Genomic DNA, 13050 nt, shown 5'->3' on the forward strand with positions numbered 1-13050 from the left:
GCCTAACGTGACGCTAAGAAAAATAATAAATCGCCAATCTCCTTCTAGAAAAATAGTCAAGAATACCACTTGCTACTACTTAAATTTCATCCATAATTGTAATGCGGAAGATATTATTCCCACTCCTAGTGATAGGAAGGTGAGAATAAGCCAAATATCACCGGTCTGTTCGTTAAAAATAAACAAATGTGGCCATGGCATAAAAGTACCCTGCGTTACTACTTCCATAAAGGTATAAGTCGCAATAATCGCTAGCGATATATCCAAACTTTCTGTAGCGCTTAAAATTGCAATGCCTACAATTTGGTAGAAGATAAATAGCATGATTAGATGCATAATCAAAGTGCTATTAAAGAAGTTTGGTTTATTTATCCATGCGGTTAAACTTGCAAGCAGTGATATAAAAATTGCGTGCATGATTGCGTAGCGAGTTATGTCAATGATGAGAACCCTTCTATAATAAGAGATTAGTGTCTCTTTAGCCCCTTCTTCAAACAAGCTACTATATAGAAAAACCAAATGCCAACCAGCCATCGGTACAGCAATTCCCTGTACTGCAACGTATGGTAGAAAAGAGTCATCGGATTTCCCTCCGAAAACTAGTATAATTAGGACACACAGTAAATAAGCCACGAAGGGAAAACCGTATAAAAAACGTAACAATTTAATATCGAATTTAAATAAATGAATAAGTTTAGCCATGGGCAACCTCTTTCAAAAGAGCTAAATAACCATCCATTAAGCGTGGACTAACGCGCTGACCAATAGGATCATTTGACAATACACGTACCACAATATGGGATGGTTCCTCATTCATTTGTACGACATCTTTGGTAGCGATTATTACATCTAATTCTGTAAGTGGAACGTTAATTTCATATGTGCAATGCACTGCTTTTTGCTTTAATTCATCAGGCTCCCCTTCGAATAAAACTTCCCCATTTTTAATGATACCAATTTTTGAACACAGAAATTCGATATCTTCAACAATATGAGATGAAATAATAACAGTATGACGCTTCCCTAGTTGCTTCAACAGATTGCGAAAGCGAATTCTTTCTTCAATGTCCAGCCCAGCAGTTGGCTCATCAAAAAGAAGAATTGATGGTTTACGTAGCAATAGCTGCGCGATACCTACTCGCCTACGCATTCCACCAGACAATTCCTTCATTTTTTTATTTAAATGTTCGGATAAATTCACTTGTTCTACTACCTCTTTGATTTGATTGTTGTACGAGGTGGAATTATTCCCTTGTAAGATAGCGATATGTTCGAGAACCTCATACATTTTGAGTTCTGGGTATATCATAAAATCTTGAGGGAGATATCCAATATGATCTGTTTGTTTTACATAAGTTCCTGTACTAATTAATTCCTCATTAATGTATACTTCCCCGGCATTAAAGTCAGTTAAACTCGCTAATATCTTCATCAATGTTGTCTTACCTGCACCATTTGGTCCTAAAAGCCCATAAATTCCTGAAAAAGAAAGTGTAACATTGGATAATATTCGTTTCTTTTTGATGATTTTTGATAATCCTTGAACATAAATATCCAACCTATTCCCACCCCTCTACCAAATCCAACACTTGTTGCCACGTCCATGTTTCGTCCATTTTATTGTACCATTCTCGTAAAAACCTCTGTTTCTTTTCATAATTCAATTGGTGAAAGTAATGATAAATGGATTCAATCAGCTCCTGCTCTGTTTGTGATAAAGAATCTGATAAAGGACTTCTTCCATTAAAGTCGATTTCCCACTCATTTTTTTGACGGATATATAGACTGGCCATATTCACCCATTCTCTGAAAATACTATCTGGCCCCTTTTTTTGTATCGTAAAGTTTAGCACTTTTTCTTGAAAGTCCTTCATAGTTTCGTAAGAATTCACAGCATCCCCATAGCCCGTGTTGTATACAAGGTGATCTTGTGTCATAAAGGAAGATAATCCATAATTGGAAAACACAATTGCCTTTGGTAATGATTTGACTGTTGAGGGTGCAAGTTGCTGTACATCATGTATCGTTCTTTCTAATTGTGATAGCACCATTGGTGTCCTATCCTCCATTTTTGGCCAATCGGCTGGGTATGTTATATGGTAGTCTCTATAAGTCAACTGATTTCCTTGCCCTTTTATTAATGTTACTGCTTGTGCTTCTCCTCTAAAAATTTCTCCTTGTTGTGGTAAATTACAGAATAGTACTTCATTCGCTTTTAACGTAAAGAAATAACTTTCTTCTGGTAAGAAAGATTCGCTTATTTCTATCCATCCAATGTAATCGTTCATTTCATACATGTGTGTGGCTCTTTTTTTGGGATACCATGCATTATTTGCTAATAGGGTCGTTCTATCTTTTTTGTAAGGGACAAAACTTGTATCCTCTATTTCGTATTGAAATGTGAGTGTTAATGTATTTGCAGGTATGCTAACTTTAATGAGATCTCCGTATCGTTTAAATTCTACTAATTTATCATCAGCTTTAATCCATTTAACAGGATAGGCATGGTACAATTGAAAAGTTGGCTTAAGTGTAGTCATTTCAGAAAAATTCATCTGCACAGTTGCTTGTTTGTCTGTCAATGAAATTACGTATGATTTAATTTCATAACGTAGGTCAGTATCAATGCCATTCTTGTTCAAATTCATATAGTAATTTGTTTCTGTTGTATCATCTGCTCTACTAAAAGCTTTCGTACTTAACTCGACTGCGCTTTTGGCTGTTATAAATGAAAGAATAAAAACCACCAATAGTGCTTTTTTTGTAAAATTCCTCTCACTGACTCTAAGTGTCCATCGCAGTGACAAAATAAGTATGATTCCGGTGAGAATTAAAAACCAAGTGAGTAGTTTCAGTTCATTTCCACTATCAATATCAAAGCCAAAATATGATTGATATACATATTGCACACTATTCAATCCAATAAAGAGTAAAGACTGCCAGTCATCAGCATGAACGTTGCGAAAAAATGGATCGAATAATTCTGCACTCATACTCCCTGTGCTAATCCACAAAAACAAGATTACTAAAAAGCTGATTTTTTTTGTTCCAAAAAGCATTGCAACAACCAAACCATATAACAAACTAAAAATCAATGGAACAAGCATATAAACTATCAAAAATCGCAACAATGATAAATAAAAGTCGGAAGGCTCTATCCCCACTTTATAATAAATTACTGTAAACAAACCATATACAAATCCAAGTTGTATTAATTGGAACATAGAATGTGTAACAAGCATAGCACTAATTTTTTCCAACATGATACGATAACCATCTACGAAAAAAGACTGAACTCCATATAACAATTCATTAGATTGAATACGATAAAAATAAACAATATAAAAAGCCGATACCATTTGTACAATCATTGCTACTTCACCAGGTAATTGACCGTATTCTTCTATTTCAAATGGATTTAATAAATACAAAATTAATCTGATGGTTAGCAAAGTAATAAACAGAACACTCGCTCCTATGTAGAGCTTACTTCGAGCCATCTGTTTAAAATAAAAAAGAGACAAAAACCTCCATCTCACTATTTTCACCCATTTCTGTATAGAGCTGACTCAAAAAGATAAGAAATCTCCTCATATAATGGGGAGAAGTATGTTGAGGTATTCCTTACTTTAGCTCTTACTTTTTACTATGTTATTATTTCAATGAGGGTAGGTTTGAAGTCAGGGAAGTGTTAATAAGCAATTCCCTGACTTCACTAATAACGATAAATACATTTGTTTGTTATTTAACTGTTATTGTCACACTTCCTCTAGATCCGATTGTTTGACCACCAATTTGCCCGTAATACACATGTCCTTTGGTTTGAGTAAAATATCTTCTTTCAGATTTTCCCGGATTTAACCAATTAGTAGATGCTACGATACTGTCTGGCCACCAATCAATTGATCTTTTACCATAGCCTCTAGTTTGTGTATTCGCACCAGTGTTTGTTGCATATATATTACCTGTGGAACCACTAGTTGCAGTAATGGTACCTGTATTTTTATAAGTACTTGACCCATCTAAGGATGCTGATTTTGATACTGCACCCGCTGCACCAGCAGTTGCCACTAAACCTGCTGCAAGTGATAAAGCAATAAATTTTGGTTTCCACTTCCTTTTTCTGTTTACTAACATAAATTTCATCTCCTTTGATAATTTTTTAGTACTTTTGAAGTTATGTGACTTTAAGTTCTGAAAATCTTGATCTTATGAGGGGGGTATTTGAATTGCTTGAGTTTTCATAGAAGTTTAATTTGTTCTACAATCTGATCACCTCCTTTCAAGGCTTTCATCTTAGTAGAATGGATTTGATAGATTGGTATTGCTAGCCTAGCAAATATTTCTTCAATACGATTTGTAAAGATAACATAATTCGCATCTGAGAAATCGCCATTTAAAAAATTGTAAAATTGTTCTAAGTCATCATAATCGAAATATTTTGTTGGCTGATCAAAAATAAATACAGAACGATTCAATAAATGACCAAGAGAAATAAAATAAATCAGTCTTTGAAATTTTGTAAGCGAATCGATTGAAACATTAGAGGGTATATTGTATTTGTTCAATAATGGCGATAGCTGGATTTTAATCTTCATAACTCTAGGTATTTCATGTAAGCAATAGTTCTTCCATAATTTATGGTAATTTTCGGGTATCAAAAAAAACACTTTTTTGATAGCTGTCACTTTTTTAGCCATCATATTTTCCTGTAGATGTATCTCACCTTCATCTACTGGACGAAAGCCAGTAATGGTTCTTGCTATAATATCCGTATTAATGTCATTTTTAGAAACAATGATTGATTGGGAATTAATATTACAATTACAACTATTTAAAATTAGTTGACTACCATGCTTTATAGTGACATCTTTTAATTTCAGCATTAGTTTCTTCTCCCCATTTCTGTAGCCATTTGTAATAGTACTTTTTCTTTCTCTCCAAGAGTTAAATTAGTGTAGCTTCTCCACTCTTTTGATGTAATTGAGGAATCCTCTATTATCCATTCTAAATATCCTATAGGTTCAATATCTAACTTTTCAATTAGATACTGACTAATATAAATACTAAATTGTACATCTTCAGAAAGCCTATAAGGTATTAAAAATGTGGATAATTCCTCAATATGAGTAGTTACTGGTTGGTGATTTACATCAAGCAAAGGGTTAACGTAAAAAGTAAAATTACCATGTGAAACTGTACTGTCATACAGTGAGAGGTTAGTTGTACTTAAACTTTTAGGAATAATAGTTATAGTCTGTGTTTTACTTTTGCAGTAATTGTTAAAATTAAGATCTTTAAATAAGTGACAAATCTCATCACGAACCAATTCAAGTTGTTCCAGCATTTCTATGTAGTTCTGTTTTTTTGTCAAGAACGGCTGATAAACTATTAATTTCGTTTCACGGATTTCAATTTCTTTATATGGACCTTTTATTATTGATAAACAACCGAGATTATCACCTTGCCAACTATATCTTCCTTTACCAAATACTAATTCAACCTGTCCACATTCATTTGCTTCCACATTAGCATGAATCGTTCCATTTGAATCGACAATATAATGATTCGAATTAGTAGGCTGTGGATACCAATTTGCTTCAAAAGGTAATATTATATTATTGGAAGTCAATGGGTGAAAGCTAGTTCCTATGGTATTTTTGTAGTACAGCACCATTGACTGTATCCCTGTTGTTTCAACCTCAACACTTCTTCCTTGTTGCTTAAATTCTAAGTTTTTCCCTTCACTTTCTATGTGATCTATCAAAAATTGTTCATTAATAGAAAATCGTATTAAGTCTTCCCTCTCGTCTAAAGTTAGTTCAATTTGAATCGGATATTGGGAATGTGGTTCAACATTTACTCCTGTTATCTTCCAATTGTTTGTAAATTGTATATTACTTTGAATTCTATTCTTTATTTGGTTATAGAGTTTATTGTCATTTGCCAAAATAGTTTCATCATCTAACCACAGTTTACTTTGAACACTACTAGTTGTGAATGTGACAAATAGTATAAGAGTTACAGTTAAAGTTAACCCTACGCTCAACTGTCTGAAACAAATGACTATTAATAAAATTCCTACTGAACTGATAAGATATACTGATTGGTGAAGTAATTTTTCTTTTAAAAATGTTAGGTGAAATAAAGGATCAATATAAGGCCAGCGATTTTCGATAAAAATATTAAATGAATCAAGACCATACTCAAGAGAAAATATCACCATTATCCAAAGAAGAAATACAGTAAAGAACAAAATCCCTTTTTTGTGGGAATAATATGAATAAATGATACTACTGAATAATCCAATAACCCATGACCATATAAATGGAAGAGTAAAATAAATCCAAAATAGTTTGAAAATTAATTTAAATAGCCCAAAGCTAGATGAAAAGATAATAACAATAGCACTTGATATTATTACGCCAGTTAATATTTGAAATATTGTAAAAAATATAAATAAAAAGCTAATTTGTTTGATCAAAATTCTAATAGGCTTTTCTACAAATTCGTTAATAGTAAGCCATTTAAGCGGAATCGACTTTGTAATCAATATATGTAAACGAAAACTTGCTATTACCCAAACTAAAACACCAACAGGTATAAAATACTTGGTGTACAGGGTAAACTCGACAGGGTTAATAACGTAAGGATTGCTACAATAAAAAACAAGAATACAGGAGAACAAAAAAACAACAGCTAAATCTACTTTTAAACTTAGAAGCATCCTTAATAACACTGGTAACGACTTCATCCATTCTGTCCTTTCTACAATTAGTATTAACATTAATTAAACAGTTTAAAGGTTATTTTTAATAATCTAACTTAGCTTTAATTTTGAAACTAGACATAATATCACCATTTATTCTTTTGACACATCATCTTAATTGAAGGAAATAAGATTTATCTTAATAATTCTTACTCATAAATATATCTTTATTGAAAGTTAATGCAGATAACTATTTTATTCAAAGTGTGTAATTAATAGACTCATCATTAAAGGTGAGGTTGATAATTTCTATAAAATATGTACTTATATAAATTTCCTCATTTTTTGCAATTATGAATGTAAAATAGATGTTGCAATGGATAATAAGTGAAATGTTTTATGTCATACCCAAGTTACTGTGATGGGCCATTTTTTACAAAAAATTAAATAATTAACATACAATTACATTATATCTAATTTTTTGACTTTTTCAACATTTAAAGGGGGATTTTCTTGTATTTGAGAGTTAATCCTTGTAGAAACAACACAACAAACATTGGTCATTATTCAATAATATGGTAAAAGGGTACTGATATTCTATTAGCCGTTTGGTAGATGATAATCATTATCAATTAGAAAAGGGGGTGTTTCGTCCTTGAAAAGAAGCTAGATTTGTAACAGTTGAAATGGAAGCTACGTTAAATAAAGGGATTGTACCACCATGAGAGTTGATTAACAAATAAAATCCGGAAAAAACAATAAAAAAGGGGACCTTTCCTGCAGAATGTAAGTACACTAAACAAAGAATACTACGTTCCCGAATTTACTGAAAAAGATTATTTTTGAGCGCATCTTGTCTCAAGCGTTATCTTTCACAACATGTTCATGATGATTCGGATAAATAACGTGACCCCATCAATTTTTGTATTTCGTTTATGATTTTGTTTCTTGTTTAAAATAGAAATACGATTGTATAAATAAATAGGCAACTCCTCCTAACGTGACGCTAAGAAAAATAATAAATCGCCAATCTCCTTCTAGAAAAATGGTCAAGATTGCTGTTAGCCCCATGATGACAAAGACTTTCCCACCAAGGCGGTGCGTTTTGTTCCAAACTGTTTCATTTGCTAATGTCCACGGAGTTCGAATCCCTACGAGGTAATTATGCTTAAATTTAGGCATGTAATTTCCGATGATGATGAATAAAACACCTATTGCTAGTGGGACGATAAATGAAATATCGATGTTATACCCTAGATTAAAACCGATTGTGCCTAGATGAATAATAATAAATACGAGGCCAAGTGAATTCATCATAATCACATAACTACTTTTAAATTTTTCGTAATTTTTCTTTTTGGGATCGATTTTCGGCACAATATTTAGTAATAGTAATAAGCCTACGATGACAAGGGGCATAAAAAATGCACCAAAATATTTGTGACTATAATTATCAGGTTCACCCGCTGTATTCCAATGGATGGCTACTTGCTCTGGCAAATAGGGTAACGCAAGGAAACTGATGACAAATGACAGGATAACAAGTCCCATGAATAGACGATTACTTTTCATTTTTCGTCCCATCCTTTTCTAAAATATCGTAAAACCACTTTAGTAATTCCTGAAAGACCGTAGTATTTAGTGAATAGTAAATATGTTGACCTTTCCGTTCATCATGAACTAAATCCGCTTGCTTTAACAGTTTAAGGTGATGAGATACACTCGGTTTTTGCATATCAAAATGGGAGGCGATTTCACCAGCTGTTAAATCTCTATTCTTTAGAAGTGATAAAATTCGCCTTCTCGTCGGATCTGAAATCGCTTTAAACGCATCATTAAAGGACACACTTTTCCACCTTTCTTTATGATTAGATATTTAGATAATCTTCTAAATATAGTATGAACAAAATTGAAATTGATGTCAAAATCTTTATTCTCTTTTCTTAATAGATTCAAAATACCGACATCCCCATCGCTATTTTTCTTAGAAAATGGTATACTTTCGTAGATATTATTTATTTGGAGGAATTAGTCGCAAAATGATAACAGTTCAAAATGTTAGTTTACGATTTGCTGATCGCAAACTATTTGAAGATGTGAATATTAAGTTTACCCCTGGGAATTGCTACGGGTTAATTGGAGCAAATGGAGCAGGAAAATCAACGTTTTTAAAAGTGCTTTCTGGTGAGATTGAGTCACAAACTGGACATGTTCATATGAACCCAGGTGAGCGCTTAGCTGTTTTAAAGCAAAACCACTTCGAATATGAGGAGTATGAAGTCATTAAAACGGTTATTATGGGGCATGCCCGTCTATATGAAATTATGGAAGAAAAAGATGCGATTTATATGAAGCCTGACTTTTCAGATGAAGATGGTATGCGTGCTGCTGAGCTTGAGGCTGAATTTGCTGAGTTAAACGGATGGGAAGCAGAATCTGAAGCCGCGATTCTTTTAAAAGGATTAGGTATTCGTGAAGAGCTTCATACGAAAAAGATGGAAGAATTAACAGGTGCCGAAAAAGTAAAAGTACTACTTGCCCAGGCTCTATTTGGCAAGCCTGATGTGTTACTTCTAGATGAGCCAACGAATAACTTGGATATTAAAGCAATCCAATGGTTAGAAGAGTTTTTAATTAACTTTGAAAATACGGTGATTGTCGTTTCCCATGATCGTCATTTCCTAAATAAAGTATGTACACATATTGCCGACTTAGATTATGGTAAAATTCAAATCTATGTTGGAAACTATGACTTCTGGTACGAGTCTAGTCAACTCGCGCAAAAAATGATGCAAGAGCAAAATAAGAAAAAAGAAGAAAAAATTAAAGAGCTTCAAGCGTTTATCGCCCGCTTTAGCGCAAATGCATCCAAATCAAAGCAAGCGACGTCTCGTAAAAAATTGCTGGATAAAATCACATTGGATGATATTAAACCGTCTTCTCGTCGATATCCGTACGTTCATTTTGCGCCAGAGCGTGAAATTGGAAACGATGTGCTTCGCGTTGAAGGATTGACAAAAACAATTGACGGCATCAAAGTGTTAGACAATGTCAGCTTTACGATGAATAAAGATGATAAAGTAGCGTTTGTTGGCAGCAACGAAATTGGTTATACGACACTATTTAAAATATTGTCAGGAGAAATGGAAGCAGATAGCGGCTCCTTTAAATGGGGTGTGACGACATCTCAAAGCTATTCCCCTCGCGATAATAACGAATACTTTGAAAACAATGATTTAAATTTAGTCGATTGGCTACGTCAATATTCGCCGAATGATCAAAGCGAAACGTTTTTACGCGGTTTCCTCGGTCGCATGCTATTTTCGGGTGAAGAAGTGATGAAAAAGGCAAGTGTCTTATCAGGTGGAGAAAAAGTACGCTGTATGCTATCGAAAATGATGTTAAGTGGTGCAAATGTTCTAATGTTTGATGACCCGACGAACCATTTAGATTTAGAATCCATTACCGCTCTTAACAACGGCTTAATGAAATTTAAAGGGGCCATGTTATTCACTTCCCATGACCATCAGTTCGTCCAAACGATTGCCAATCGGATCATTGAAATTACGCCGAAAGGGATGGTTGATAAGCAAACAACGTATGATGAATACCTTGAAAATGATGAAATTCAAAAGAAGTTGAAAGGACTTTATGCATAATAGGTAACTCCGAAAAAAAGCGTGTTTTGAAAAGATTGAATCAAAACACGCTTTTAGTATACGTTTTTAACCGCTTTAAATACTTCTAAAAAAGAACGGAATATCAACTTGAATGTAAATATTCGTATTATTTTTTGCAGAAATGTTTCTTCTTTATTTTACTCATTTGGTAGCTGCAACAAAAAATGTTCAACAAAGAGTTTTGAATCTAATCTTGCCGCAACATAGGGTGGACGAAGCTTTTCCGTTACGAAAAGAGGTAGACCTAACCATAAGAAACGATTGTCAATGATCACAAATGGAAAAGGTAATTCGTATGTAATGTAGTGATTGAACGACAATGACTTATGTGGAGCGCTGGAACTCATCATTGTTAACTGAACTTGTGCCTTTCGTTCGTTTAATACTTGAACCCATTCATCTGGGATAAATGAGTAAGTAGGAACTGAGATCAAGATAGAGCTTTTCGCTTGACGTATATCTTGAAAAACTTTTTCTAGCTTCTTTGCGTGCATCCATTGTAGTTTAGAATGTTGGTTTTTTATCCATGTTCCAATTTTACTTGGATACACAGCTTGTTCGTTTTCTACTTGATGTTCAACTAATTGCCTGATCGTTTTGTTTCGAAACACATTCTCACGCATAAAATGAATGTTACTTAGATGAATGAACTTCCCTTTCGTCCTTGTGATGGCGACATTAATGAGCCGCTCACTGTCTCTCCCTGTTAAAAGCATGCCTGCTCGATCAAAAGGGTGGCTGTCTACGGTATCAAAAATCATCACATCTCGTTCGCTTCCTTGGAATCGATGAACAGTGGCTGAGATGATATCTGCTGTTTGTCGTTCCTGTTCATACAAATCACTCAGTAATTTTTCCATAAGCATCGCTTGGGCACGATACGGTGTTACATATCCGATGGAGCGTGCGCCATCAAGATAAGCCTCATGAAGAAGTTGAAATGACAACATAAGGTGCCATAAGTTCATTCGAGAATTCGAATGTTTTTCTGACAGACCATACTCCCCTGTAAAGCTTGTATCTAAGAGAATGGATGCTTGATGAGAAAATGGAGCTCGCTGAACGATTTCTTCTCGACTCGTACTTACACTCGGATGATCTCCTACTAACGACTCGTAAATATAGTGGTTCGTAAATGATGATATAGCTGGATGCATACGGCGTTGTTCCTTTAAAAGGAATAAATGTGGATGTAACTCCCCTTTTTTCACCGAATCGGCAACGCCTGATTTATGGAAGATATCATCCTTCAGCCATTCGGTTACGAGTGGGTGGCGTGCTTGGGCAATCGGTGGTAATTGTTTAAAATCACCACAAATAATCGACCGTTTTCCGAGTGTTGCAGCAAAAGCAGCTTGCGGGATATACGCCATACTCGCTTCATCAACAATGATGACATCAAAGTCTTTTTCATAAATGATAGGATCACTCGCAGCTTTCGCTAATGTTGTACCAATCACTTTTGCGTCTTTCGCAAACTGAATGTCTTTTTGGTGCACTTTTTCTAATACGTATGTTATTTGTTTTTCTAGCTCTAATAAGCGATCAGAGTCCCTTTTCGAAAACGATCTCGTTAAATCTTGTTTTAACAAGCGTCTCTCTTCCATAAGCCGAGCCTTTTTCTCGAATAGGTTTGGATGATGTTTTTCTAATAATTGTGTCGTAGTCAATAAATGACAAGATTGTAAAGTGTCACTCGTTTGCGTGCCGTAACGGAGAATGTCCCCTTCTTTCAATCGGTCTTTCTTTTTGAGAAAGCTGGCAATTTCATTCATTAAGACGTCAACTGCTTGATTACTATGAGCCAAAATGAGAACTTGCTTCTTTTGGATATATTTGTTCGCGGCTACGCGGGCAAGTGTATACGTTTTTCCTGTTCCGGGTGGGCCCCAAACGTATGTAATCGGATTATATTTCGAGCGAAGAATTAATTCATGTACATTGCTTTTCATCCTGTCTGTTGGATGTTTAGGCGGCATATTCGGTTCCATCACTTTTTTGATTCGCGCTCTTTTTCGTTTGCTTTTTTTCATTTCATCTAGGCGTGAGCATAACTCATCTAACAGCTCCCATGGGTCATGAAATAAAAAGGCCTCATGGATTAGGTCGCCAAAGGAACGTTCAAAGGAAAGAATGACTCCATTCCCTTCAGATGAAAGAATTCGTCCTGACTCTGTAAGGTGACCCCACTCTAATTTTATATTTGATCCAACAGGCACTCTTAGCTTTAGTGTTGTATCAAAATAATACGTAAAAGAAGGAGAACTAGAGATCAGTCGACCATTTGTTAAGTGGTATTTCGTACTTCCATACTTTTTTAAATGATGAATTTCCGCTTGAATTGCCTTTTGCCATTGTTGAATATATGTTAATGTTGATGTCATAATTACCATTCCTTACATAAAGAAAGTTCAATCTCTAGTTGATCCCACTCTTAACGGGCAGTAAGACCCCCACCTCAAGATTTTGTAGTAAAGCAAAGAAGATAGGTGGTGGACAACTGCCCGTAAAGGTCCGATTGGTTCAACTAACATTCAGTTAACATTCAGTGGGGGATGAAAAAAACCCCCACTGAATGAAGTTTCACTTTATTGAACCGAACTTTGATTATATAACTATACCATTTTTTGCACTCATTCGACTACTGAATGACATCATGAA

Annotated in this window: 10 protein-coding genes; 1 reads left to right on the forward strand and 9 read right to left on the reverse strand. The window is 34.5% G+C overall.

What is annotated here, in order from left to right; translation table 11 throughout:
• Positions 1-75: 75 nt before the first annotated feature.
• The 8 genes from MLD65_RS12390 to MLD65_RS12425 form a co-directional block, all read right to left on the reverse strand.
• Entirely contained in the window at positions 76-702 is a 627-nt protein-coding gene (locus MLD65_RS12390) for a hypothetical protein (protein ID WP_243292180.1), read from the reverse strand.
• Entirely contained in the window at positions 695-1558 is an 864-nt protein-coding gene (locus MLD65_RS12395; RefSeq protein WP_243292181.1) for an ATP-binding cassette domain-containing protein, read from the reverse strand. The genes MLD65_RS12390 and MLD65_RS12395 overlap by 8 nt, the downstream gene beginning before the upstream one ends.
• 1 nt (position 1559) lies before the next feature.
• Positions 1560-3524 (reverse strand): ABC transporter permease, encoded by a 1965-nt coding sequence (locus MLD65_RS12400; protein WP_243292182.1) that lies wholly within the window; start codon positions 3522-3524, stop codon positions 1560-1562.
• A gap of 217 nt (positions 3525-3741) precedes the next feature.
• Positions 3742-4137 carry a hypothetical protein gene (locus MLD65_RS12405; RefSeq protein ID WP_243292183.1) on the reverse strand — a complete coding sequence of 132 codons (396 nt, stop codon included), beginning with the start codon at positions 4135-4137 and terminating at the stop codon, positions 3742-3744.
• Between the two features lie 104 nt (positions 4138-4241).
• The gene (locus MLD65_RS12410) at positions 4242-4886 is read right to left on the reverse strand and encodes a hypothetical protein (protein WP_243292184.1); all 645 of its coding nucleotides are present in this window, start codon (positions 4884-4886) and stop codon (positions 4242-4244) included.
• On the reverse strand, positions 4886-6754 hold the full coding sequence (locus MLD65_RS12415; RefSeq protein ID WP_243292185.1) for a hypothetical protein: 1869 nt from the start codon (positions 6752-6754) through the stop codon (positions 4886-4888). The genes MLD65_RS12410 and MLD65_RS12415 overlap by 1 nt, the downstream gene beginning before the upstream one ends.
• An 888-nt stretch (positions 6755-7642) precedes the next feature.
• Positions 7643-8281 (reverse strand): SdpI family protein, encoded by a 639-nt coding sequence (locus tag MLD65_RS12420; RefSeq protein ID WP_243292186.1) that lies wholly within the window; start codon positions 8279-8281, stop codon positions 7643-7645.
• A complete protein-coding gene (locus tag MLD65_RS12425; protein ID WP_243292187.1) occupies positions 8271-8555 on the reverse strand; it encodes an autorepressor SdpR family transcription factor in 285 nt (94 codons plus the stop codon). Before MLD65_RS12425 ends, MLD65_RS12420 begins: the two co-directional genes overlap by 11 nt.
• A gap of 193 nt (positions 8556-8748) precedes the next feature.
• Here MLD65_RS12425 and MLD65_RS12430 point away from each other — a divergent pair, with 193 nt between their 5' ends.
• Positions 8749-10368: an ABC-F family ATP-binding cassette domain-containing protein gene (locus MLD65_RS12430; protein ID WP_243292188.1), complete on the forward strand. Its 1620-nt coding sequence runs from the start codon at positions 8749-8751 to the stop codon at positions 10366-10368.
• A 158-nt stretch (positions 10369-10526) separates the two neighbouring features.
• Here the strand turns inward: MLD65_RS12430 and MLD65_RS12435 are convergent, their stop codons facing one another.
• On the reverse strand, positions 10527-12773 hold the full coding sequence (locus tag MLD65_RS12435; RefSeq protein WP_243292189.1) for an AAA domain-containing protein: 2247 nt from the start codon (positions 12771-12773) through the stop codon (positions 10527-10529).
• Positions 12774-13050: the final 277 nt, after the last annotated feature.

The organism is Bacillus sp. FJAT-47783, assembly GCF_022808615.1.
In the GTDB taxonomy this organism is placed as follows: domain Bacteria; phylum Bacillota; class Bacilli; order Bacillales; family Aeribacillaceae; genus Bacillus_BZ.